The organism is Burkholderia sp. AU16741 (assembly GCF_002223345.1).
GTDB lineage: Bacteria > Pseudomonadota > Gammaproteobacteria > Burkholderiales > Burkholderiaceae > Burkholderia > Burkholderia sola.
In genome coordinates this window covers 188,449-212,585 of the sequence record NZ_NKEZ01000001.1, presented here as the reverse complement: position 1 = coordinate 212,585, position 24,137 = coordinate 188,449, and the positions used below count along the sequence as shown (strand labels likewise).

22 protein-coding genes and 1 riboswitch are annotated in these 24,137 nt (G+C 68.8%); of the genes, 3 read left to right on the top strand and 19 right to left on the bottom strand.

The features are described 5' to 3' along the window. Positions 1 to 209 precede the first annotated feature (209 nt). Positions 210 to 1,322 carry an MFS transporter gene (locus tag CFB89_RS00965; protein WP_373559850.1) on the top strand — a complete coding sequence of 371 codons (1,113 nt, stop codon included), beginning with the start codon at positions 210 to 212 and terminating at the stop codon, positions 1,320 to 1,322. Positions 1,323 to 1,408: 86 nt separating this feature from the next. Here the strand turns inward: CFB89_RS00965 and CFB89_RS00960 are convergent, their stop codons facing one another. Then, a complete protein-coding gene (locus CFB89_RS00960; RefSeq protein WP_089466449.1) occupies positions 1,409 to 2,551 on the bottom strand; it encodes a branched-chain amino acid ABC transporter substrate-binding protein in 1,143 nt (380 codons plus the stop codon). A gap of 436 nt (positions 2,552 to 2,987) precedes the next feature. Then, the gene (locus CFB89_RS00955; RefSeq protein ID WP_089466399.1) at positions 2,988 to 4,070 is read right to left on the bottom strand and encodes a nitronate monooxygenase family protein; all 1,083 of its coding nucleotides are present in this window, start codon (positions 4,068 to 4,070) and stop codon (positions 2,988 to 2,990) included. Between the two features lie 223 nt (positions 4,071 to 4,293). On the opposite strand from CFB89_RS00955, the gene CFB89_RS00950 reads away from it, so the two are divergent. Then, positions 4,294 to 4,986 (top strand): dienelactone hydrolase family protein, encoded by a 693-nt coding sequence (locus tag CFB89_RS00950; RefSeq protein ID WP_089466398.1) that lies wholly within the window; start codon positions 4,294 to 4,296, stop codon positions 4,984 to 4,986. Positions 4,987 to 5,067: 81 nt separating this feature from the next. Beyond that, positions 5,068 to 6,546 (top strand): amidase, encoded by a 1,479-nt coding sequence (locus CFB89_RS00945; RefSeq protein WP_089466448.1) that lies wholly within the window; start codon positions 5,068 to 5,070, stop codon positions 6,544 to 6,546. Between the two features lie 105 nt (positions 6,547 to 6,651). Here CFB89_RS00945 and metF read toward each other — a convergent pair whose 3' ends face one another. The 17 genes from metF to CFB89_RS00860 all read right to left on the bottom strand — a co-directional run bounded on the left by metF (position 6,652) and on the right by CFB89_RS00860 (position 24,137). After that, positions 6,652 to 7,482: a methylenetetrahydrofolate reductase [NAD(P)H] gene (gene metF / locus CFB89_RS00940; protein WP_089466397.1), complete on the bottom strand. Its 831-nt coding sequence runs from the start codon at positions 7,480 to 7,482 to the stop codon at positions 6,652 to 6,654. A gap of 34 nt (positions 7,483 to 7,516) precedes the next feature. After that, the gene (locus tag CFB89_RS00935; protein WP_089466396.1) at positions 7,517 to 7,870 is read right to left on the bottom strand and encodes a phage holin family protein; all 354 of its coding nucleotides are present in this window, start codon (positions 7,868 to 7,870) and stop codon (positions 7,517 to 7,519) included. Between the two features lie 103 nt (positions 7,871 to 7,973). Next, positions 7,974 to 9,392 carry an adenosylhomocysteinase gene (ahcY, locus tag CFB89_RS00930; RefSeq protein ID WP_089466395.1) on the bottom strand — a complete coding sequence of 473 codons (1,419 nt, stop codon included), beginning with the start codon at positions 9,390 to 9,392 and terminating at the stop codon, positions 7,974 to 7,976. A 32-nt stretch (positions 9,393 to 9,424) separates the two neighbouring features. Continuing rightward, positions 9,425 to 9,540, bottom strand: a riboswitch (S-adenosyl-L-homocysteine riboswitch). 112 nt (positions 9,541 to 9,652) lie between these two features. Further along, entirely contained in the window at positions 9,653 to 10,387 is a 735-nt protein-coding gene (locus CFB89_RS00925; RefSeq protein WP_089466394.1) for an RNA polymerase sigma factor FliA, read from the bottom strand. 22 nt (positions 10,388 to 10,409) lie between these two features. Beyond that, positions 10,410 to 11,228 carry a flagellar biosynthesis protein FlhG gene (locus tag CFB89_RS00920; protein ID WP_089466393.1) on the bottom strand — a complete coding sequence of 273 codons (819 nt, stop codon included), beginning with the start codon at positions 11,226 to 11,228 and terminating at the stop codon, positions 10,410 to 10,412. After that, on the bottom strand, positions 11,221 to 12,993 hold the full coding sequence (gene flhF / locus CFB89_RS00915; protein ID WP_089466392.1) for a flagellar biosynthesis protein FlhF: 1,773 nt from the start codon (positions 12,991 to 12,993) through the stop codon (positions 11,221 to 11,223). Before flhF ends, CFB89_RS00920 begins: the two co-directional genes overlap by 8 nt. After that, a complete protein-coding gene (flhA, locus tag CFB89_RS00910; protein WP_089466391.1) occupies positions 12,990 to 15,092 on the bottom strand; it encodes a flagellar biosynthesis protein FlhA in 2,103 nt (700 codons plus the stop codon). The genes flhF and flhA overlap by 4 nt, the downstream gene beginning before the upstream one ends. Then, positions 15,089 to 16,288: a flagellar biosynthesis protein FlhB gene (flhB, locus tag CFB89_RS00905; RefSeq protein WP_089466390.1), complete on the bottom strand. Its 1,200-nt coding sequence runs from the start codon at positions 16,286 to 16,288 to the stop codon at positions 15,089 to 15,091. Before flhB ends, flhA begins: the two co-directional genes overlap by 4 nt. Before the next feature lie 341 nt (positions 16,289 to 16,629). Further along, positions 16,630 to 17,010 (bottom strand): DUF805 domain-containing protein, encoded by a 381-nt coding sequence (locus CFB89_RS00900; protein ID WP_089466389.1) that lies wholly within the window; start codon positions 17,008 to 17,010, stop codon positions 16,630 to 16,632. Between the two features lie 420 nt (positions 17,011 to 17,430). Beyond that, positions 17,431 to 17,928 carry a VOC family protein gene (locus CFB89_RS00895; protein WP_089466388.1) on the bottom strand — a complete coding sequence of 166 codons (498 nt, stop codon included), beginning with the start codon at positions 17,926 to 17,928 and terminating at the stop codon, positions 17,431 to 17,433. 163 nt (positions 17,929 to 18,091) lie between these two features. Continuing rightward, complete coding sequence (locus CFB89_RS00890; RefSeq protein WP_089466387.1) at positions 18,092 to 19,342, bottom strand: DUF3443 family protein; 1,251 nt, start codon at positions 19,340 to 19,342, stop codon at positions 18,092 to 18,094. Positions 19,343 to 19,358: 16 nt separating this feature from the next. After that, positions 19,359 to 19,862 carry a DUF2844 domain-containing protein gene (locus CFB89_RS00885; protein ID WP_089466447.1) on the bottom strand — a complete coding sequence of 168 codons (504 nt, stop codon included), beginning with the start codon at positions 19,860 to 19,862 and terminating at the stop codon, positions 19,359 to 19,361. 269 nt (positions 19,863 to 20,131) lie between these two features. Continuing rightward, the gene (cheZ, locus tag CFB89_RS00880; RefSeq protein ID WP_069618698.1) at positions 20,132 to 20,863 is read right to left on the bottom strand and encodes a protein phosphatase CheZ; all 732 of its coding nucleotides are present in this window, start codon (positions 20,861 to 20,863) and stop codon (positions 20,132 to 20,134) included. Positions 20,864 to 20,865: 2 nt separating this feature from the next. Beyond that, positions 20,866 to 21,261 carry a chemotaxis response regulator CheY gene (gene cheY, locus CFB89_RS00875; RefSeq protein ID WP_006754880.1) on the bottom strand — a complete coding sequence of 132 codons (396 nt, stop codon included), beginning with the start codon at positions 21,259 to 21,261 and terminating at the stop codon, positions 20,866 to 20,868. A 67-nt stretch (positions 21,262 to 21,328) separates the two neighbouring features. Continuing rightward, positions 21,329 to 22,420: a chemotaxis response regulator protein-glutamate methylesterase gene (locus CFB89_RS00870; protein WP_089466386.1), complete on the bottom strand. Its 1,092-nt coding sequence runs from the start codon at positions 22,418 to 22,420 to the stop codon at positions 21,329 to 21,331. Next, positions 22,417 to 23,154: a chemoreceptor glutamine deamidase CheD gene (gene cheD / locus CFB89_RS00865; protein WP_089466385.1), complete on the bottom strand. Its 738-nt coding sequence runs from the start codon at positions 23,152 to 23,154 to the stop codon at positions 22,417 to 22,419. The genes CFB89_RS00870 and cheD overlap by 4 nt, the downstream gene beginning before the upstream one ends. Further along, positions 23,151 to 24,137, bottom strand: a complete 987-nt coding sequence (locus tag CFB89_RS00860) for a CheR family methyltransferase (RefSeq protein WP_089466384.1) — start codon at positions 24,135 to 24,137, stop codon at positions 23,151 to 23,153. Before CFB89_RS00860 ends, cheD begins: the two co-directional genes overlap by 4 nt.

Genomic DNA, 24,137 nt, shown 5'->3' with positions numbered 1-24,137 from the left:
GGCCGAACGGCCATCGCCCGGCAGGATCGTAAGCGGTTCGATAGAATCGGATCCATCCGACGGGCGCCGCGTGCGCCCGCGCATTTTTCCCGACGAGCCGCCCCGTGTCCGAATCCTCTTCCCCCGAATCGCCGTCCCCGTTCGCCGCGCCGCCCGACACGCATCGCGTGCTGCCGCTGCCGGCCCGCCAGCGCGCGCGCACGGCGTCGATGGCGCTGTTCTTCGTCGCCGGCATGATGTACGCGTCGTGGGGCGTGCACGTGCCGACCGTGCGCGACAAGTTCGCGCTGAGCCCCGGGCGGCTGTCGATCGCGCTGTTCGCGGTCGCCGGCGGGTCGATCGCCGCGATGCTGACCATCGCGCGCTGGATCGCGCGCGTCGGCTCGCGCACCGCGTGCCTGGCCGGCGGGCTCGTGATGTCGGCGTGCGCGGCGCTGATCCTCGTCGTGCCCGATTACTGGATGCTGCTCGTGGTGCTCGCGCTGTTCGGCTTCTCGATGGCGACGCTCGACGTCGCGATGAACGCCGAGGCCAGCGCGGTCGAGATCGCGCTCGGCAAGCCGATCATGTCGTCGCTGCACGGGATGTTCAGCATCGGCGGGATGGCCGGCGCGGCGGCCGGCGGCGCGCTGCTGTCGGCCGGCATGGCGCCGGCCGCGCATCTCGCGCTCGCGGCGGCGGCGAGCGCCGCGGTGCTCGTGGCCGCGAGCCCGGCCGTGCTGCCGCACGTGCCGCACCACGAACAGGCGCACGGCGGCGGCAACCGCTGGCGCTCGCCCGCGTTGTGGATGCTCGGCGGCATCGCGCTGATCGCGCTGATCGCCGAAGGCGCGATGTACGACTGGGCGACCGTCTACATGCGCGACGTGGTCGCGGCGAGCCCCGCGCTCGCGAGCGCCGCGTACGCGGCGTTCTCCGGCGGGATGGCCGTCGCGCGCTTCGCGGGCGACGCCGTGCGCGCCCGCTTCGGCGCGCCGCAGCTCGTGTTCGCGAGCGCGTCGCTCGCCTGCGCGGGGATGATCGGCGCGCTGCTGCTGCCGAATCCGGTCGCGGTGCTGACCGGTTTCACGCTGATGGGGCTCGGGCTGGCCAACATGATGCCGGTGCTGTTCGCGGCCGCCGCGCGCGTGAAGGGCATCCATGCGGCCGAAGGGCTCGCGCACGTGGCCGGGCTCGCGTATTTCGGGCTGCTGTTCGGGCCGGTCGTGATCGGCGCGGTCGCGCAGGCCGCGAATCTGACGATCGGCCTGTCGGTCGTCGCGCTGTGCGCGGCGCTCGTCGCGCTCGTCGCCCCCAAGGTGCTCGCGCACCTGAAGATCTGACGGCGCGGCGGCGCACGCCGGCCCAAAAAGAAAACGCGCATGCGTTGCCGCATGCGCGTCTTCACCCTCCTGTCGACCGCTTCGCGTTACATCTTCACTTCGTCGAGCAGTGTCTTCTTGCCGTCCTTGTAGTTGTACAGCGAAATCACGCCGTGCTGCAGGTCGCCCTTCGAATCGAAGGTCGTCGTGCCGATCACGCCCGTGTACTTCGTCGCCGGCATCGCCGCGAGGATCTTCGCCGGGTCGGTCGAGTTCGCGCGCTTCATCGCGTCGGCGATGATGTACACGGCGTCATACGTGAACGGTGCGTAGATCTGGATCGGCTGGCCGAAGCGCTTCTCGTACTTCGCCTTGAACGCGGCGCCGCCCGGCATCTTCTCGAGCGAGGCACCGGCTTCCGAGCACACGATGTTGTCGGTCGCGTTGCCGGCCAGGTCGGCCAGCTTTTCCGTGCACACGCCGTCGCCCGCGAAGATCTTCGCGCGCAGGCCGAGCTGCTTCGCCTGTTTCGCGAACGGGCCGCCGGTGGCGTCCATGCCGCCGTACATGATCGCGTCCGGGTTCTCGCCCTTGATCTTCGTCAGAATCGCGCGGAAGTCGACCGCCTTGTCGTTGGTCGCGTCATGCGACAGCACCTTCAGGCCGAGCGCCTTCGCCTTCTTCTCGAATTCGTTCGCGAGACCCTGGCCGTACGCGGTCGAATCGTCGACCACCGCCACGCTCTTGATGCCCTTCGAATGCGCGTAGTTCGCCAGTGCCGGGCCCTGCTGCGCATCGGTCGCCACCACGCGGTACGTGGTCTTGAAGCCTTGCTGCGTGTAGGCCGGGTTGGTTGCCGACGGCGAGATCTGCACGATGCCCGCATCGCTGTAGATCTTCGAGGCCGGGATCGTCGTGCCCGAGTTCAGGTGGCCCACCACCGCGACGACCTTGTCGTCGACGAGCTTCTGCGCAACCTGCGTCGCCTGCCGCGGGTCGGCGGCGTCATCCTGTGCGTCGAGTTGCAGCGTGATCTTCTGGCCGCCGATCGTCAGGCCCTTCGCGTTGATCTCCTCGACTGCGAGACGCGCGCCGTTTTCATTGTCCTTACCCAGGTGTGCAATGCCGCCCGTCAACGGCGCGACGTGGCCGATCTTGACGACTTGATCGGCGGACGCGTTGCTTGCAGCTGCAGCGCACAGCATTGCCGCTGCGGTGATCGGCAACAGCTTTTGCATCTTGATATTCATGTAAGTCTCCAGTTCGGTCCCAAAAAACGCCATCGCCCGGTGCCCCGCTGCCATCCCCGTGTTTGCCATCACTGGACGATTCGCCGGTTGCATCCTTCATGCACTTGGCCTCAAGCACGTGAAAACCGCCGCTTTTAGCAGCCGCCCGCTCGTACTTGCGCGCAAGTGTAGGTGATCAAATTAATTTGTGGGATTTTTTTGGGCTAGTGGTAACACTACCGATATACGCGCTCTGGAAGGATGATCGAATAGCGCTGCAAGCCCCGGTGGATAAGGGTTTCCGCTAATTTCGACATATTGTCGAAAGGTCGTTTCAATCGATTCGCGCGGGCATTTCGATTCGGTATTTTGTGACCTGGATCATTGAATGAAACGCGCGTGACACCCCGCGCGTTTCGTCGCCCGACATGAACCGTTCAAGCGGCCGAACCGGTGTTCAGGCCGCCGATGCGCGCCATTCCGCGTCGAGCGCGGCGACCAGTTGCGACGTCGTCAGCGCATCGCCGCGCCGCCGCGCGAGCGGCGCGCCCTGGCCGGCCCACAGCGACAGATAGTCGCCGTCGTTCGCGCGCGCGGCCGCCTGGCGCAGCGGCTGGGTCAGCGCGTTCTGCACCGGATACGGCGCGACGTCGGCCGCGTGCTCGCCGAGCCGCGCCATCAGCGTGTTGCGCAGCCCGCGTGCGTGACGGCCGGTGATCGCGCGCGTGACCTGCGTCGACGTATCGGCGCTCGCGAGCAGGCGCGCCTTCCAGTCCGCCGCAATCGCGCTTTCCGCGCACGTGAGGAACGCGGTGCCGAGTTGCGCGGCCTGCGCGCCGAGCGCGAGCGCGGCCGCGATGCCGCGGCCGTCCATGATGCCGCCCGCGGCCAGCACCGGCAGGCCCGTCGCGTCGACGAGCTGCGGGACGAGCGCGAGCGTGCCGATCAGCGCGTCGTCGGCGGCACCGATGAAGGTGCCGCGATGGCCGCCCGCCTCGGCGCCCTGCGCGGAGATCGCGTCGGCGCCGGCCGCCTGCCACGCGCGCCCTTCGGCCACGTGCGTCGCGGTGCCGATCACATAAGTGCCGGCGGCTTTCAGGCGCGCGACGTCGGCCGCGTCGAGCACGCCGAACGTGAAGCTCGCGACCGGCACGCGCAGCGCGACGAGCGCATCGAGCTGCGCGCGGAAATCGGGCGCGTAGCGCGCGGGCGCCGTGCCCGGCGGCAGGCCGAGCGCGGTATTCAGCGGGTCGATCGCCGCGAGTGCGCGCGCGACGGTCGCCGCGTCGGGCGCGACTTCATCGGGCAACACGAACAGGTTGATCGCGAACGGGCGATCGGTCGCCGCGCGGATCGCGGCGACTTCGGCCTCGATACGTTCGGGCGCGAGCGCGCCGGCGCCGAGGCTGCCGAGCGCGCCGGCATTCGACGCGGCGGCAACCATCGCGGTCGTCGTCGCGCCGACCATCGGCGCCTGCACGAGCGGCAGGCGCAGGCCGAAGCGTTCGGAAAAGGGCGTGGAAAACGGGCGGACGGACATGGCGAATCCTTCGATGACGATGCGCGAAAGCGCTTTGTAAAGGCCGACACATCGACTCTATCGAAGCGGCGCGGCGTCGAAAAATGAAAAATCGAGATCGAAACGATCGCTGCGCGAGAAGTGCCCGCGTGCGCTGCAGCACCGGTCGATTGGTGGCACACTAGGCCGCCCTCTTTTCACTCTCCGGTGCGCCTCGCGCACCCCGCACGCAGGAGTTCAGAACGTGACTGCCCAATGGATCGACATCCCGACCGGTAACGACAGCTTCGGCGGCTATCTCGCACTGCCCAAGCGCGGCAAGGGCCCTGCCGTCATCATCATCCAGGAGATCTTCGGCGTGAACGCGCACATCCGCGCGGTCGCCGACCAGTACGCGGCCGACGGCTTCGTCGCGCTCGCGCCGGACGTGTTCTGGCGCACGCAGCCGCGCGTCGAGCTGACCTACGACGGCGCGGATCGCGACAAGGGCATCGAGCTGCTGAAGAAGACCGACGTGGGTCTCGCGGTCGCGGACATCGTCGCGACGGCCGACGTGTTGCGCGCACGCCCCGAAGTGGCCGGCAAGCTCGCCGCGATCGGCTACTGCTTCGGCGGCCAGCTCGCGTATCGCGCGGCCGCGACCGGCAAGCTCGACGCGGCGGTGGCCTATTACGGCGGCGGCATCCAGAACGCGCTGGACCTCGCCGGCCAGGTCACGCAGCCGATCCTGTTCCACTACGCGGAAAACGACCACGGCATTCCGCTCACGGCCGTCGACCAGGTGAAGGCCGCGTTCGCCGGCCACGGCGATGCGTCGTTCCACGTGTACCCTGGCGCGGAGCACGGCTTCAACTGCACGGACCGCGCGTCGTACAACCAGCGCGCCGCGGCGCTCGCGCACGGCCGCACGCTGACCTTCCTCGCCGAGCATCTCTAAACAGGCCCTGCCGCGAGCCCGCCACGCCGGGCCCGCGTTATGCTCGCACCATCGCCACGAGTCACAACGGGGGTGACCGCGATGCACTCCGACTATCTCGCGCATGACGCAATCGGCCTCGCCGCGCTCGTGCGCGACCGCCACGCCAGCCCGCGCGAACTGCTCGACGCGGCGATCGGTCAGGCCGAAGCGGTGAACGGCGCGATCAACGCGATCGTGCTGCAGGACTACGAAGCCGCGCGCGCGCGTGCGGCGGCCGCGCGCCCACCCGGCGCCGACGCGCCGTTCGCGGGCGTGCCGTATCTCGTCAAGGATCTCGGCGCGGCGGTCGCCGGGCTGCCGCTGTCGATGGGCAGCCGGCACTACCGGTACTTCGTGCCGGCCGACGATTCGCCGGTGATCGCGCGCAGCCGCGCGGCGGGGCTGAACATATTCGGCAAGACCAACACGCCCGAGATCGGCCAGATGCCGTACACGGAACCGGAACTGTTCGGCGCGTGCCGCAACCCGTGGAATCTCGACCACACGCCCGGCGGATCGAGCGGCGGCGCGGCGGCGGCCGTCGCGGCCGGCATCGTGCCGCTCGCGCATGCGTCCGACGGCGGCGGCTCGATCCGCATTCCGGCATCGTGCTGCGGGCTGTTCGGGCTGAAGCCGAGCCGCAACCCGGTGCTCGTCGACCTGCCGTCGAACGGCGAACTCGTCGTCCAGCACGCGGTGTCGCGCAGCGTGCGCGACAGTGCGCTGCTGCTCGACGTGACGACCGGCCAGACGCTGCCGCCCGGCGCGCCCGGCACCTTCCTCGGCGCGCTCGATACGCCGCCCGGCCCGCTGCGGATCGGCCTCGTCGTCGATCCGATGCTCGCGCCGGCGCTCGCCGACGACACACGCGCGGCGCTCGACGATGCGGCCGCGCTGCTCGAATCGCTCGGCCATCACGTCGAGCCCGCGACGCTGCCGATCGACTACGCGCGCGCGGCCGAAACCTTTCTGACGCTGTGGGCGACGATCGCCGAGGACATGGTGCTCGGCGCGCGCGCGCTGACCGGCCGCACACCGCGGCGCGGCGAATTCGAGGCCGCGACGTGGGCGATGGCGGTGGTCGGCCGGCGTCTCGCGCGCACGCGCCTGCCGGACGTGCTCGAATGGCAGCGCCAGCTCACCGTGCAGGTCGCCGGTCTCGTGTCGCGTTACGACGCGATCCTGTGCGCATCGCTCGCGGGGCCGCCGGTGAAGATCGGCGAGCTGCAGCCGACGCCGTTCGAATCCGCGCAGATGAAGCTCGTCGCCGCGCTGCCGGTGAAGCCGCTGCTGAAGGAAATGCTCGCGAAATCGTCGGAGAAGGCGTTCGCGTGGGCCGGCTGCACCGAGCTGTTCAACCTGACCGGCCAGCCGGCGATGTCGGTGCCGCTGTACTGGAACGCGCGCGGGCTGCCGATCGGCGTGCAGTTCGCCGCGCGCCACGCGGACGACGCGCTGCTGCTCCGGCTCGCGCGGCAGCTCGAACAGGCGCGGCCGTGGTTCGACCGCCGCCCGCCGCTGATGCAGGCACGGCGCTGATTCGGCGGCTTGCGCCGCGCGGCATGCGCGGCGCGTCACGATAAAAAAGCCCCGCCGGCGCAAACCGGCGGGGCTTTCACGCAGGCAACCGCGTGACGGCGCTCGTTACACCGCGAGCCGTTCGCAGATCGTCCGCGTGGCGGTCGCCAAGTTCAGCGTGTAGAAGTGCAGCCCCGGCACGCCCGCGTCGATCAGGCGCTGGCACAGGCTCGTGACGACGTCCGCGCCGAACGCGCGGATCGACTCGCGATCGTCGCCGAAGCTCTCGAGCCGGCGCGCGACCCAGCGCGGTACTTCGGCGCCGCACATCTCGGAGAAGCGCATCAGCTGCGAGAAGTTCGTGATCGGCATGATGCCCGGCACGATCGGCACGTCCACGCCGAGCTTGCGCGTATCGTCGACGAAGCGGAAATACGCATCCGCGTTGAAGAAGTACTGCGTGATCGCGGAATTCGCGCCGGCTTTCACCTTGCGCGCGAAATTCTCGAGATCGGCCTTCGGCGAGCGCGATTGCGGGTGGTACTCCGGATAGCCGGCGACCTCGATGTGGAACCAGTCGCCGTGCTCGGCGCGGATGAAGCTGACGAGCTCGGACGCATAGCGCAGCTCGCCGACCTCGCCCATCCCCGACGGCAGATCGCCGCGCAGCGCGACGATGTGCCGGATGCCGTGCGAGCGGTACTGGTCGAGGATCGCGCGCAGGTTGTCGCGCGACGAGCCGATGCACGACAGGTGCGGCGCGGCCTCGAGGCCGTCCTTCTGCATGTCGAGCACGGTATCGAGCGTGCCTTGCTGCGTCGAGCCGCCGGCGCCGAACGTCACGGAGACGAATTTCGGCTTCAGCGGCAGCAGCTGCGCGCGCGTGGCGCGCAGCTTTTCGACGCCGTCCGCCGACTTCGGCGGGAAGAATTCAAACGAGAGTTCGATCGATTTCATGATTCGATGGGATTGGGCCTGCGCCCGCCCGCGCTCAGCCGAAGTCGCGCTGGCCGAAGATCAGGGCGGACAGCAGCCACGACACGATGCTGTACAGGATCGAACCGAAGAACGCGGACCAGAACCCCGACACCTCGAAGCCCTTCAGCAGCGACGACGCGAACCAGAAGCACAGCGCGTTCACGACGAGGATGAACACCCCGAGCGTGACGATCGTGACGGGCAGCGTCAGCAGGATCAGCACCGGCCGGATCACCGTGTTGATCAGCCCGAGCACGACCGCGACGATCAGCGCGGTGCCGAAGCTCTTGATGTGGATCGACGGCACGAGGTACGTGATGATCAGCAGCGCGAGCGCGTTGATGACCCAGGTGAGGATGACGCTCATGGAGGGCTCCGGTTCGGTTGTCGATCGGTACGATCGGGGAGCGCCGCCGCGCCGCGCACGCCCGTTGCGGGGCGCACGGCGCGGCGGCGGCCGCGCATCAGGATCAATAGCGGTAGTGGTTCGGCTTGAACGGGCCGTCCTTCTGCACGCCGATGTACGACGCCTGCTCGTCCGACAGCACCGACAGGTTCGCGCCGATGCGCGCGAGGTGCAGGCGCGCGACCTTTTCATCGAGATGCTTCGGCAGCACATACACCTTGTTCTCGTACTCGTTGCCGCGCACGAACAGCTCGATCTGCGCGAGCGTCTGGTTCGCGAACGAGTTCGACATCACGAACGACGGGTGGCCGGTCGCGCAGCCGAGGTTCACGAGGCGGCCTTCGGCCAGCAGGATCACGCGCTTGCCGTCCGGGAAGATGATGTGGTCGACCTGCGGCTTGATGTTTTCCCACTGGTACTGGCGCGTCGACGCGACGTCGATTTCCGAGTCGAAGTGGCCGATGTTGCAGACGATCGCGTTGTGGCGCATCGCCTTCATGTGATCGTGGTTGATCACGTGGTAGTTGCCGGTCGCCGTCACGAAGATGTCGGCCTTGTCCGCCGCGTATTCCATCGTCACGACGCGGTAGCCTTCCATCGCCGCCTGCAGCGCGCAGATCGGATCGATTTCGGTGACCCACACGGTCGCGCCCAGCCCGCGCAGCGACTGCGCGCAGCCCTTGCCCACGTCGCCGTAGCCCGCGACGACCGCGACCTTGCCCGCGATCATCACGTCGGTCGCGCGCTTGATGCCGTCGACGAGCGATTCGCGACAGCCGTACAGGTTGTCGAACTTCGACTTCGTGACGGAGTCGTTCACGTTGAACGCCGGGAACGGCAGGCGGCCGTCCTTTTCCATCTGGTACAGGCGGTGCACGCCGGTCGTGGTTTCCTCGGTCACGCCCTTGATGTGCGCGAGGCGCTTCGAGTACCAGTTCGCGTCGACGTCGAGGTGCGCCGCGATCGACTTGTACAGCGCGACTTCTTCCTCGTTGGTCGGCTTCGCGATCACCGAACGGTCCTTCTCGGCCTTCGCGCCGAGGATCAGCAGCAGCGTGGCGTCGCCGCCGTCGTCCAGGATCATGTTCGCGAATTCGCCGTTCGGCCATTCGAAGATGCGGTGCGAGAACTCCCAGTATTCGTCGAGCGACTCGCCCTTGAACGCGAACACCGGCGTGCCGGCTTCGACGATCGCGGCCGCCGCGTGATCCTGCGTCGAGAAGATGTTGCACGATGCCCAGCGCACGTCCGCGCCGAGCGCCTTCAGCGTCTCGATCAGCACGCCCGTCTGGATCGTCATGTGCAGCGAACCGGCAATGCGCGCGCCCTTCAGCGGCTGCTGCGCCTTGTATTCGTCGCGGATCTGCACGAGGCCCGGCATTTCGGTCTCGGCGATGTTGAGTTCCTTGCGGCCCCAGCCGGCCAGCGCCATGTCGGCGACGACGTAATCGTGGGAAGCCTTGGAATCGATAATGGCGTTCATCACGCCCTCCTTTCTAAAAAGTTTCTAGATTGGTGACGTGAGCGCCGTTCAGGAAGCGGGGCCGGCGGGAAAATTGCCGCACGGCTGCTTGGTGAAGCTCTCCGAGCCTGGCGGACACTGATGGCCCGTCGCAACGCTCCTCGGAAAACGGAGGGGATTGTAGCAAATCGGCGCGCGAAATGCGCAAGGACGATGCGTAGGCACGAGACGCGCGCGGCGCGGGCGCGCGCGGCCGTGGCCAACGGGGCAGGACGCCGGGGTCAGGACTCGGCGCCCACCCACGCCTGTTCGCGCAGCCGCGCGCGCAGGCGCGCGACGGCCTGGCTGTGCAACTGGCACACGCGCGATTCGCTCACCTCGAGCACCGCGCCGATTTCGCGCAGATTCAGACCCCGTTCGTAGTACAGCGACATCAGCAGCTTCTCGCGCTCCGGCAGCCGCTCGATCGCCTCCACGAGCGCCTCGCGCAGGTGCTCGTCGAGCAGCGCCGACAACGGATCGGCATGATCGACGCGATAACGGTCGAGAAACGGCTCGTCGTCGGCCGCGCGATCGAAATCCTCGTAGTAGATGAGCTGGCTGCCGTGCAGATCCTGCAGCATCCCCTGGTATTCGTCGAGCGGCATGTTCAGGTGCTGCGCGATTTCGGTCTCGGTCGCCGAGCGGCCGAGGTGCTGCTCGACCTGGTGCACCGCGTGCTCGACCTCGCGCGACGTCTTGCGCAGGCTGCGCGGCAGCCAGTCGTTGCTGCGCAGCTCGTCGAGCATCGCGCCGCGGATCCGCTGCGTCGCGTAGGTCTCGAACTGCGCGCCCTGGTCTTCCTTGTAGCGGCCGGCCGCGTCCATCAGGCCGATCATGCCGGCCTGGATCAGATCGTCGAGATCGACGCTCGCCGGCATCTTCGCGACGAGCTGCAGTCCAAGGCGGCGCACGAGCGGCGCATATTGCGCGAGCACGTCGGCCTGGGACATCTTTCCTTGAGCGTTGTACATCATGGCTCCCTCCTTCGGGTGGCGCTCACGCGACGTGTGCCGCGCCCGCCTCATACGACGGCTTGCCGCCGGCATGGACCGCGCGGCCCGCGCCCGAACCCGGGCGCATCGGCCAGTACAACAGGTCGGCGGCAATCTGCCGGTAGTCGCGCGCGGCAGCCGACGACGGGAACGCGTCGACCACCGCATGCATCAGTTCGCGGGCGTGCTCGACGAGCGGATCGGCGCTCACGCAGCCCGCGTCGGCGATCGACACGGTCAGGTAGCGGCTCGCGACGCCCGCGAGGTTGTCGAAGGCCGTCTTCGCGTCCGCGTGGCTGGCGACCTGATTGGTCAGCACGCGGAACTGCGCGAACGCGTGCGCGAAATGCAGCCGCTTCATGCACGCATACGCCTCGGTGATCGCCTGCGCGGCGACCCGCGTGACGATCAGCACGTCGTGCGCTTCGCGCGCGAGCGCCGACAACGATCCGTCGGCGCCGAGCTGCGCGTCGACGAGGACGATGTCGGCCGGGCCGTCGATGAAGTCGCTCAGTTGCGCGTCGCCGTAGCCGGCGCGCGCGAGCCGCGCGGCGCCGCACAGGCCGAAGCCGGCCGCCACCCGCGTGCGTTCGCCGTCGCGCAGCCACGCGCCGGCGAGCGTCGCGCTGGCCGAATGCACGTCGGCGCGCTCGTCGACGACGAGCACGTCCTTGCCGAGCGACGCGAGCGCCGCCGCGAGGTTCACGACGGTGGACGTGCAGCCGACGCCCGCGGGCCCGCCCGTCACCGCGACGATGCGCGACGCGCGCCCGGCCAGCAGGCGCCGCAGCCCTTCGGCCTGATCGATGATCCGTTTATCCAAATCGCACCTCGTGCAGCTCGGCGGTGGAACGTGCGGTCAGTGCGGAAAGCAGCGTCGGCATGTCCTCGTCTTGCGGCACGAAGGGCGAGCCGTCGCGCGGTACACAGAACGCGCTCTTCAGCAGGAATTTGGTCGATGCGACGTACAGGTTCTCCGGCACCTTCTGGCCGGTCGACACGTAGTGGACCGGCAGCTTGTAGCGGATCACCGTGTCGAGCACGCCGCCGAGGTGAGTCGCCTCGTCGAGCTTCGTGAGGATGCAGCCGGCCAGGTCCGGATGCTCGCCCGCGCTGCGGTACGCCTGCACGACTTCGTTCAGCGTGTCGCCGTGGCTCGTCGCGTTGAGCAGCAGCAGGCGCTGCACCGGCGCGTTCGCGCCGTGCAGCATCGCGATCTGGTCGGACACCGCGCGGTCGCGCTGGCTCATGCCGATCGTGTCGATCAGCACGATGTGCTTGTTGCGCAGCTCGGACAGCGCGAGCGCGAGGTCGCCCGCATCCTTCACCGCGTGAACCGGCACGCCGAGGATCTTGCCGAAGATGCGCAGTTGCTCGTGGCCGCCGATCCGGTAGCTGTCGGTGGTCAGCAGCGCGACCTTGCTCGCGCCGAAGCGCATCACGCAGCGCGCGGCCAGCTTCGCGGTGGTGGTCGTCTTGCCGACGCCCGTCGGGCCCATCAGCGCGAACACGCCGCCGCGCTCCATCAGCGCGTCCTCGCTGTCCAGCACCGGCAGGTTCGATGCGAGCACCGACTGCGCCCATTCGGCGGCCTGCTCGAAGGTCTGCGCGCCGTCGCCGGACGGCAGGTTGTCGACCAGCATCCGCACGAGCTGCGCGGAGAAGCCGGCCGCGAACAGGTGCTTCGTCAGCGCGCCGTGGACGGGGCCGCGACGCTGGCGGTCGTGCCACATCAGGCTGTCGAACTGCTCTTCCATCATCCCGCGCAGCTCGCCCAGCTCCTGCATCACCGTGTCGTTGACGATCCGCTCGATGCGCGACTTCACCGCATCGGCCACCACGGCGGCCGTGTCGGCGGACAGGTGCGTGCGTTCCGTCGCCCTGGCGCCGTATGCGGCGCCCGTGTCGGCTGCGCGCTTCGCAGAGGCCGGCGCTCCGGCGGCCGGCGACCGGCGTTCGGCGTCGCGCACGATGTCGCGCGCCCAGTCGGGCGGCGTCGCGCGGGCGGCGGCTTGCGGCGCGGGCGCGCTCGCCTGCGGCTCGGCAGACGCCTGCGCACGGGCGATCAGCGCGTCGCGCTGCTGCGTCAGGCGCTTCGCGTGCTCGACGAGCCACGGTGCGGGTTCGGAAGCAGGCGCGGACGATCCGGCGGCCGGCATGCCTGCCGCGGCGGATGCGGCGCTCGACGGCGCTGCCGCCGCGGGCGCGTCCGCATCGATCGGCGCCGCGTGCGCATCCGCGTCTTGCATGTCGGCGCTCGCGCCGAACACGGACGAGAACACGTCCGGCAGCCCGCCTTCGCCCGCCGCATACGGATTGACGGCCGGGCGCGGAGCGATGCCCGGGCGCGACACGATGCCCGGCACGGCGGCGGCCGGCACGGATTCCGGCGCGCGCGACGTGGCGAGGCGCGGACGCGCGGCCGGCGGCGCCACCGCGGCGAGATCCGAATCGGCGAGTGCAACGATTTCGACGCTGCCGTCATCGAGCGTGCGATTCGACAGCACGACCGCGTCGGCGCCGAGCGCCTCGCGCACGAGACGAAGTGCGTCGCGGCTCGTTGCGCCGGTGAATTTGCGAATGTTCAAGCGGAACCCCCGATGACGTTAACGACTTTGATCGTGCGTGTGTCCGGCACTTCGGCGTACGACAGCACTTTCAGTTGCGGCAGGCTGCGGCGCAGGAAACGCGCGAGCATCGCGCGCAGCGCGTGCTGCACCAGCAGCACGGGCGGCAGCCCGAGATTCTGTTGACGCAGCATCGCTTGCTGCGTGCCGGTCAGAAGGTTGTGCGCGAGGCCGGGTTCGAGGCCCGGATTCGCGCCGGTGGCGAGCGCCTGCGACAGCACGCGCTCCAGATTCGCGTCGAGGCCCATCACCTGCATTTCGCCGTTGCCCGGATACCACTGCTGCGTGATCGCGCGGCCGAGCGAGAGCCGCACCGCCGCCGTGATCTCGAATGCGTCGCCGCGGCCCGCATGCTCGGACACGGCCTCGAGGATCGTGCGCATGTCGCGGATCGGCACGCCTTCCTCGAGCAGGTTCTGCAGCACCTTCTGCAGCGTGGTGAGCGAGATCGTCTTCGGCACCAGGTCCTCGACGAGCGACGGCGCGTCCTTGCCGGTGCGCTCGACGAGCGCCTGCACTTCCTGGCGGCCGAGCAGCTCGGCCGCGTGCTGGACGACGAGATGGTTCAGGTGCGTCGCGACCACCGTGCTCGCGTCGACCACCGTGTAGCCGTACACCTGCGCCTGCTCGCGCAGCGCAACGTCGATCCACACGGCCGGCAGCCCGAACGCGGGATCCTGCGTGACGGCGCCCGGCAGCGCGGCCGTCACCTGGCCCGGGTTGATCGCGAGCCACTGGCCCGGAAACACTTCGCCGAAGCCGATCTCGACGCCTTTCAGCGCGATCCGGTACGCGTTCGGCCGCAGTTCGAGGTTGTCGCGGATATGGATCACCGGCGGCAGGAAGCCGATTTCCTGCGCGAATTTCTTGCGGATGCTCTTGATGCGCTTGAGCAGCTCGCCGTCGCTGTTCTTGTCGACGAGCGGGATCAGCCGGTAGCCGACTTCGAGGCCGAGCGGGTCGATCAGCTGCACGTCGTCCCAGGTCGCTTCGTGGCTGTCGGCCGGCAGCACGGCGGGCGGCGCGATGTCGGTCACGTCGCCGGCCGCCTTGCGGGCCGCCGCGCGCTTGGTCTGCGTGCGCGCCAGCCAGATCGCGCCGCCGCCGAGCGCGAGGAACGCGAAGTGCGGCATGCCCGGGATCAGCCCCATCAGCACGATGATCGCGCCGGTGATGTTCAGCACGCGCGGGTTCGTGAACAGCTGGCCGGTGATCTGCGTGCCGATGTCCTCGTCGGTCGCGACGCGCGACACGATCACGCCGGCCGCGGTCGAGATCACGAGCGACGGGATCTGCGCGACGAGGCCGTCGCCGATCGTCAGCAGCGTGTAGTTGGTGCCGGCCGCGGCGAACGACATGTCGTGCTGGACCATCCCGACGATCAGCCCGCCGATCACGTTGATCGCCATGATGATCAGGCCGGCGATCGCGTCGCCGCGCACGAACTTCGACGCGCCGTCCATCGACCCGTAGAACTCGGCTTCCTGCGACACGGCCAGGCGCCGCTTGCGCGCCTGTTCCTCGTTGATGAGGCCGGCGTTCAGGTCGGCGTCGATCGCCATCTGCTTGCCGGGCATCGCATCGAGCGTGAAGCGCGCGGACACTTCGGCGATCCGCCCCGCGCCCTTCGTGATCACCATGAAGTTGATGATCATCAGGATCACGAACACGACGATGCCGACCGCGAAGTTGCCGCCGACGAGGAAGTGGCCGAACGCCTCGATCACCTGGCCGGCCGCGTCGGGGCCGGTGTGGCCTTCGAGCAGCACGACGCGCGTCGACGCGACGTTCAGCGACAGGCGCAGCAGCGTCGAGAACAGCAGCACGCTCGGGAACGCCGCGAAGTCGAGCGGCTTCATCGTGTACATGCTGACGAGCAGCACCATCACGGACAGCGCGATGTTGAACGTGAACAGCAGATCCAGCAGCATCGGCGGCAGCGGCAGGATCATCATCCCCAGGATCATGCAGATGAGGATCGGCCCCGCGAGCGCGCGCAGGTTCTTGCCTGCGAATGGGTTCGGGCGCTTCGCGAACAGGCCGGTGGTCGGGGTGCTCATGCTGCGTTCCCTTGCTTGCCGAGGGCGTCCTCGGCTTCTTCACGTTCGTCGTCGGCGGCGACCGACGTGCCCTTGTCGAGTTCGGCCGGCACGTCCAGATCGACCGGCATCGCCGGGAACGCGCCGCCTTCCGAACGGAAGCGCTTGAGCTGGTAGACCCACGCGAGCACTTCGGCCACGGCCGAGTACAGCGAGCCCGGGATCTCGCGTTCGAGTTCGACGTTGTGATACAGCGCACGCGCGAGCGGCGGCGCTTCGAGCAGCGGCACGTTGTGTTCGGCCGCGAGTTCGCGGATGCGCGCGGCGACGAGGTTCACGCCCTTCGCGACGACCTTCGGCGCGCGCATCTCGCCGTCCGTGTATTGCAGCGCGACCGCGAAGTGCGTCGGGTTCGTGACCACCACGTCGGCCTTCGGCACGGCCGCCATCATCCGGCGCCGCGCGATCGCGCGCTGCTGCTGGCGAATCCGCCCCTTCACGTGCGGATCGCCTTCGTTCTCGCGATGCTCGCGCTTCACTTCTTCCTTCGTCATGCGCAGCTTCTTGTTGTACTGCCAGAGTTGGTAAGGCACGTCGAGCCCGGCGACCACCAGCATCCCGGCGACCGTCGTGCCGCAGCACACGGCGACCAGATGCAGCGCATCGGGCAGCGCGGCGCCGAGCGGCTGCGTGGCGAGGCCGAGCAGTTCGTCCTTGCTGCGCCAGATCGCGATGCCGCCGATCCCGCCGACGACCAGCGTCTTCGCGATCGACATCCCGAGCTGGATCGGCCCCTGGATCGAGAAGATCCGGCCGAGGCCCGAGATCGGGTTCAGGCGGTCGAACTTCAGCTCGAAGGTTTTCTGCGAAATCAGCCAGCCGCCGAGCGCCATCGGCGCGAGCAGCGCGGCGACGCCGGTGAGCGCGAGCAGCGGCAGCAGCGCGGCGAAGCCTTCGAGGCTCGCGCTGCCGGCCGCCGACAGCATCCGGTGGGTGTCGAACGCGGTCGCGCGATCGAACGTGAACGCGCCGCGCAGCATCGCCTGCAGATGCCCGCCCGACGGGCCCGCGAGCAGCCATGCGCCGTAGAACCCCGCCGCGAGCAGAGCGAACGAAGCCAGTTCGCGCGAACGCGCGACCTGCCCCTCCTCGCGCGCCTTCTCGCGGCGCCTGGGAGTGGCGGCTTCGGTCTTGTCGAGATCGCTCTCGTCTGCCACGGGGCCTCCAGTCGGGTACGGCGGAATGCCGCTTTCCAGTGACACCGATTATTCATGGAGGCGTCAAACGCCGATCGGTCGAGCAAAGCCGGGAAAGGGGGGTATTTCGGGGAATCGGGCGAGCGCCCGCGAACGCGGCTGGAACGGCGCGCGGCGCGGCGGAAAAACGGAGCCGCCCGAGCATGGGCGACGCGGCGGCCGCAAGCGAGGCGGCAGCGGCGGAATGCGCGGGGAACGGTGAAACGACGGGCGGGAAAGGCGCGAGAAACGGGAAAAACGGGAAAGGCGGGAAAAGCAGGCCCCGACGAACGGCGACGCGCGTCGGTCGGGGCAGGCGTCGGTCAGGCCGCCGGAATCGGGTCCGCGCCGAAGCGGTTCGGGCCTTCGGTGCCGCGCGAGCACATCCACACGAGCAGCAGGATGCCGCCGACGATCGGAATCAGCGCGAGCAGCAGGAACCAGCCCGAGCGGCCCGTATCGTGCAGGCGGCGCACGCTGACCGCGATGCCCGGAATGATCAGCGCGAGCGACACGAGGGAGATGACGCCGAGCAGCAGCAGCGTGATCAGGCCCGCATCGCGGCCCGCCGCGCCGATGATCTGGCCGACGATCGACAGCACGCAGCTCAGCAGCGCGAAATACCAGTATTCGGCACGACGCGCACGGCCTTCGAATGTCGCGTATTTATTCAGTGCGGCACGAACGGCTTCGGAAAAATTCATTTTATTACCCTCCTGTTTTATATTGGCACCCCGGAAACAACGCCGGAATTATATGATCGAATTTCGGTGGCTTCCATCTATTTTGGCATATGGGGCAATACGCATTCAAATGACGCGGGAACGGCTGCAAGAGCGGATTTCGCGTCCCGGGCTTGCATGCCGCGTCATTTCAATAATCGTGAAGATCTGACAGAGGCGACCGTCCCGGATAATCCGGCTTTGATTACATCCGAATGAAATCGCGCGAATCGATAATCGATTCGAGTGCCCTTATTCGATTAACCGGCCGGCCGGCGATACGCAGGCGCGCCGGTCGCGGTGCCTTTCGGCATCGCCGGTTCCGTCCGAATCGCGCCCTACGGCGTCGGGACGGCACGGCCGGCCATCGCCGGCCCGAACAGCCTGACCGACCTGAGCGACCTAACCGGCCGCCGCACGCTGCAACGCGCCGAGGTCGAGCTTCTTCATCGTCATCACCTGCGCCATCACGCGCTCGGCGCGGGCCGGGTCGCCCGTCATCAGTTCGGTCATCTGCACGGGCACGACCTGCCACGACACGCCGAAGCGGTCCCGCAGCCAGCCGCATTGCTGCGCACGTTCGTCGCCGCCCTCGGACAAGCGCGTCCAGTAATGGTCGATCTCGGCCTGGTCGCGGCAGTTGACGACGAACGACACGGCCGGCGTCATCTGGAACACGGGGCCGCCGTTCAGCGCGACGAACGCCTGCCCGTCGAGCTCGAACGACACGGTCATCACCGCGCCCTCGGCGTTGCCGGACGCATGCGCGCCGGCCTTGCCGTAGCGCGCGACGTGCACGATGCGCGCGTTGTCGAACACCGATACGTAGAAACCGGCCGCCGCCTCGGCGTCGCGGTCGAACCACAGGAACGGCGTGATGCGCTGGATACGCGGGTTCATGCGCTGTCTCCTTCGATGTCTTGCCGGCACCGGTGCCGGTCTTACATCGTAGGCGCTATGTCGGCGCGTGGCGGCGATGCGGTCCGTAGCGCACGCGCGGCGCGCCGGAATAAAAAAGGGGGCGATCGCTCGCCCCCTCGTTCCTGCGTCCGGCGACGCCGCGTCAGAACGCGACGAACGGCTGCGCGCCGCCGCTCGCGGTCTTGTCCATCCCGAAGTAGATCGTCTTGCCGTAGAAGTGCGGCATGCCGATGTCGAGCCAGTTGGACGAGCCGAACGGCCCCGCGATGTCGTTGAACGCGAACGTCGACGCGTTCGAGAACAACGAATCCGCGTTCGCGACCGGCATCGACACGGTGCCCGACGCGCCGTTCTGGCCGCTCAGCGTGGCCGAATAGGTGGTCGTGGCCGACGGGCAGTAGAACTCCGTATTCCTCGAACAGACCGTCTGCGCCGAATCGTTGAAGAAATACGCGTTCGAGCCCGTGTCGAAGAACGCGGTCACGTTGCGCCCCTGGAACGTCGCGCTGACGTCGCCGGTCGTGGTCGACGTCAGCACCGTCTTGCCGCTCAGGTTCGGCAAGCCGAACGTCAGCGTGCCGGTCGCGCTCCCCTGCCCGTTGCTCGAGATGGCCGGCATCTGCACGCTCACGCCGTCGTTGTTCGCGAACCGGTGCACCGGGTTGGCCACCTGCTGCGCCAGCGGCACGAGCGTGACGGTGCAGCTCGCGTTGTCGCCGTTCGGGCACGCGTAGTAGTTGTTGTTCGTCGACGTCGACGTCGCGCAGGTCGTGCCGCAGTCGTACGGCGCCGGCCCGATGCCGAGGATCCCGTTCGCGCCGAGCGCGCTCGTCGAGTTGGCCGACGCGCCGCCGTTCGTGCACGAGCTCGGCACGTTCGTCGTGCCGAGGTCGCCGATGATCTGCACGGGCAGCGACGCGGCCTGCTCGCTGCCGATCGACAGGTCGACGGTGCGCACCGAGCCCCACGTGTAGCTCGACACGAACTTGCCGCATTCGGCGACCGGCGCGCCGCCGCTCGTCACTTGCGGCAGGCTGTCGTGCACGCCCGACACCGCGCTGCCGACGAGCCTCAGCCCGTAGGACGCGGTATCGACGAGCACGTTGTTGACGATCTGGCAGTTCGACGTGCCCGGCACGCAGACCTTCACGCTGATGGTCGGGATGTTGATCACGTTCGCGGCGCCGGCGGCGACCGTGATGACGGCCGTGTTGCCGCTGTTGCCGTCGGATCCGCCCGAGCCGTTATTGCCGGTATTGCCGGTATTGCCGTTGTTGCCCGAACTGCTGCTGCCGCCGCCATCGCCGCCGCCGCAAGCCGTCACGAGCACGGCCGTCGCGGCCAGGAGGCCCAGCACGCCGAACCAGCGCTTGAATGTACGAGTCATGCTCAAGATCGCTCTCCCGCTGTCACTGGATATCGGTGCCGGCCACGCCGGCCGGCAGCGCCGACGGCAGCCATGCCTGGCCGGAGAAGGCGCCCATGTGGCCGCCCGTCCGGATCACGAGGCCGCTCGTCTCGACGGTCACCGGCGCACGCCAGCCGCGCGCCCGGTGCGCCGCCTGGACGCCGGCGGTGTACTGCGGGAAATAGCTGCCGAGCAGCGACGCGAGATCCGGCATCGTCGGCCCGCGCCACGCGAGGCCGAACACGCTGCCGGCGGCCGACGTGTATTCGTGGATGACAGTGCCCGATCCGAGCGTGATCTCGCGCACGGTATAGGCGGCCGTGCTCGTCTGCACGCCGTCCGCCGAGCGCATCGCGCGCTGCAGCGCGCGCACGGTGGCGGCCTGATCGTCCGCCGGCGGCGACATCGGCGCGCCGCCCAGTTCCGCGTGTGCGTGGACGGCCCACAGCACACCCATTGCAGCCGTCGCATGCGCGACGGTCCAGCCCAAGCGTTTCAGCTTCACGTTCCCCCCCCAAGGCTTCGGTGCCGACGGCGCCGCCATCGGCCCGCGCCGCCTGCCCACTTATGAATCGTACGAATGACGCTACGTTGCTGCTGACGCGTAGTATGCCTGCGGAGTGTGTCAGCGTGTCAATTCGACGCAGGATCACGCCGCGCCGCGCAGCGGCGGCGGGCGTGGGAAACGAGACCGCGACGGGGCATGCGCGCATCGGGGCGGCCCCGCAGAACGGGGCGCCCGGCAATGGGGCGCGCGGATGCGCGGCGGCAGGATCAGAAGCCGAGGCTCGCGAGCAGGTCGTCGACCTGCCCCTGGTCCTGAACGACATCGGATTTGCCTTCCGGCGCGATCTGCGGGCCGTTCAGCAGCGATTCGGGGCTGCCGGTCGCGCTCATCGCTTCGGCCGCGAATGCCGCCGCGGTGGCCGCGAACTGCTCGCGCCGCTCCGGCGCGATGTTCTCGACGAGCACGGTGAGGAGCTGCTGCTCGATCAGGTAGACCATGTCCATGATCTTCTTGATCACCTGCCCGGTCAGATCCTGGAAATCCTGCGCAAGCATGATCTCGAGCAATTGCGCGCGAGTCGCCGCCGTCGATTCGGGCAGCGTGCGCAGGAACGCGCGCGTATCGTCCATCAGCTCGCGCACTTCCGCATGCTCGATCGGCGCGGCGTACCACTGCGCCCAGCGCGCATCGAGCGCCTCGGCTTCGTTCTGCACGCGCTCCTGCATCGGCTTCGCGATCTCGATCGCATTCAGCACGCGCACGGCGGCCTGCTCGGTCATCGTCGCGACGTAGCGCAGCCGGTCGCGCGCATCGGGCACGGCTTCCGCCGCGCGCTCGACATGCTTGTCGAGCCCGAGTTCGCGCATCGAATCGCGCAGCGTGCGCGTGACGTGGCCGATGCGCGCGAGGATCCGGTCGCTCGCGTAATCGGCGCCTTCGGCATGGCCGTCGGCATTGACCGCCGCGCCGGCAAGCGCCGCATGGATCGGCTCGTTCACGTTCAGCTCCCGGCCTTGGCCATCTTGTCGATGATCTTGTTCAGCTTCTCGTCGAGCGTCGCGGCCGTGAACGGTTTCACGACGTAGCCGCTCGCGCCGGCCTGCGCGGCCGCGATGATGTTCTCCTTCTTCGACTCGGCCGTGACCATCAGCACCGGCAGGTGCGTGAGCGTCGCGTCCGCGCGGATCTCCTTGAGCATCGCGAGACCGTCGAGGTTCGGCATGTTCCAGTCCGAGATCACGAAGTCGAAGCCGCCGCCGCGCAGCCGCGCGAGGCCGGCCGCGCCGTCCTCGGCCTCGTCGACGTTCGTGTAGCCCAGTTCCTTGAGCAGGTTGCGGACGATCCGGCGCATCGTCGGGAAATCGTCCACCACCAGGATTTTCATGCTCTTGTCCATCGTCGTTCCTTTCCAGATTCGTTTCCGTCGGGACGCGTATCGTGGCACGCGCCCCGTGACAGTCCATTCACACGCGCTGCACGCGGTCGCCCATCGTCGCCAGGCGCGCCATCACGCGGCGGCTCATGTCGGCGAGCGGCGCGACCTCGTCCGCACCGCCGAGCGCGATCGCCTCGCGCGGCATCCCGAACACGATACAGCTCGCCTCGTCCTGCGCGAACGTGTAAGCGCCCGCGCGTTTCATTTCCAGCAGGCCGGCCGCGCCGTCGCGGCCCATCCCGGTGAGGATCACGCCGATCGCGTTCTTGCCCGCGTGCGTCGCCGCCGAGCGGAACAGCACGTCGACCGACGGGCGGTGCCGGTTCACCGGCGGCTCGTCCGACAGTTGCGCAATATAGTTCGCGCCGCTTCTCGCGAGCAACAGGTGCGCGTGGCCCGGCGCGATGTACGCATGGCCCGGCAGCACGCGCTCGCCGTGCTCGGCTTCCTTTACCGCGATCCGGCACAGGCCGTTCAGCCGCTGCGCGAACGATTTCGTGAAGCCGGGCGGCATGTGCTGCGCGATCAGCACGGCCGGCGCGTCCGGCGGCAGCGGCGTCAGCACTTCGCGGATCGCCTCGGTGCCGCCCGTCGACGCGCCGATGATGATCAGCTTCTCGGTACTGACGAGCGGATTGTTGATCATCGGCGCGGCCGCGGCGCTGTCCGCCGTGCGGGCGGCGGCCTGCGGCTGCGGCGCCTGGCGCACGCGCGCGCGCGACGCCGCGCGGATCTTGTCGGCGAGCTTTTCCGCGTAGTCGAGCATCCCGTCGCGAATCCCGACGCGCGGCTTCGTGACGAAATCCACCGCGCCGAGTTCGAGCGCGCGCAGCGTGATTTCCGAGCCGCGCTCGGTCAGCGACGACACCATCACGACCGGCATCGGCCGCAGGCGCATCAGCTTCTCGAGGAAGTCGAGCCCGTCCATGCGCGGCATTTCGACGTCGAGCGTGAGCACGTCGGGGTTGTGCTGCTTGATGAGCTCGCGCGCGACGAGCGGATCGGGCGCGGTCGCGACCACCGTCATGTCGGGCTGGCTGTTGATGATCTCGGTCATCAGGCTGCGGATCAGCGCCGAATCGTCGACGCACAACACTTTGATCTTCTGCACTGCGGTCATGCCTCCTGCTTTCTTGATAGGTTCGCCGTCCGCGCGGCGCCGGCCGCGGCCGCGCTACCGCCGCCGGCCGGCGCGGCGCCGCGTCCGCCGAACAGCTCGATGCGCGGGCGCGCCGGCTGCGGCGCGGCAGGCCGCTTCGCGGCAAACAGCTCGACGTGCGCGCGACGGGCGCGCTCGGCCTCGCGCGCGAGCGCGGCTTCGCGTTCGGTCACGCCCGGCACCTGCAGCCGCAGCTTCTTCACCATCGCGCGCCCGCTGTGCGGCATGAACGCGACCTTGCGCGGATGCACGCCCTGCAGGTCTTCCGCGGTGATGCGGATGCGCTCGAGCGCGAGGTAGCGGCGCACGAAATCCGCGTTGCGATCGCCGATGTTGATCGTCGTCATCCCGGCGAGCACGGCCGCGCCGCCGAACACCTTCGCCTCGAAGCGCTCGCGGCGCCCGCCGGCCTTGATCAGCTCGTTGATCAGCACTTCCATCGCATATGCGCCGTAGCGCATCGATTCCGACGCGGCCGCGCCCGGATCGGCGCCGTCGTCCGGCAGCATGAAATGGTTCATCCCGCCGATGCCCGCGTACGGGTCGTGCAGGCACGCGGCGACGCACGAGCCGAGCACGGTCATCAGCACCATGTCCTCGGCGGTCGTGTAGAACTCGTTCGGCAACAGCTTCACGCCGGGGCGCTCGAAGTGGTTGTCGAAGTAGCGATTGGTCGCGATCGGCAGTGCGCTCATCCGCGCTCTCCATAGGCGGGCGCGCCGCCCGCGGCCCGCGCGCGCGACGGCATCGCGGCCGCCGCGCTCGCCTGCGCGCCGCGCGAGCGCGCGCCCTGCTCGACGTCGCGCGTCAGTTCGTACACCGTCTGCCCGCGCAGCCGGAACGCCTGCGTCACGTACGTGAAGTTCTCCGAATGGCCGGCGAACAGCAGCCCGCCCGGTTTCACGAGCGGATCGAAGCGCGACAGCACCTGCCCCTGCGTCGGCTTGTCGAAATAGATCATCACGTTGCGGCAGAAGATCGCGTCGAACGGCTTCGCGATCCCGTAGTCCGCATCGGTCAGGTTCAGCTGCTCGAAGCGGATCATCGCGCGCAGCTCGGGGCGCACCTTCACGCGGCCGGCCTGCGCGCCCGTACCCTTCAGGAAGAAGCGCTTGAGCCGCTCCGGCGACAGGTGCTTGACCTGGTCGTACGTGTAGATGCCGGCTTCGGCCTTCGCGAGCACCTGCGTGTCGAGATCGGTCGCGAGGATCGTCGCGCTGCGCGCGGCCGAATCGCCGAGCGCCTCGATCAGCGTGATCGCGATCGAGTACGGCTCCTCGCCGGTCGACGCCGCGGAGCACCAGACCGACACGGGCGCCGGCCGCGATTTCACGAATTCCGCCAGGATCGGGAAATGGTGCGCCTCGCGGAAAAACGCGGTCAGGTTGGTGGTCAGCGCGTTGGTGAACGCTTCCCACTCGAGCGGATCGTCTTCCTGCTCGAGCAGGTCGAGGTAGTCGCGGAACGTGTCGAGGCCGCGCGCCCGCAGCCGTCGCGCGAGCCGGCTGTAGGCCATGTCGCGCTTGTGCTCGGACAGCGAGATGCCCGCGCGTTGATGGATCAGCGCGCGGATGCGCGCGAAATCCGCGCCGGTGAACGCGAAGTCGCGCCCCGGCTCGCCCGCGCGGGGCGAGGCATCCGGTGCATCGGGTCGAAACGGCGCGCGCGCGTGCTGCAT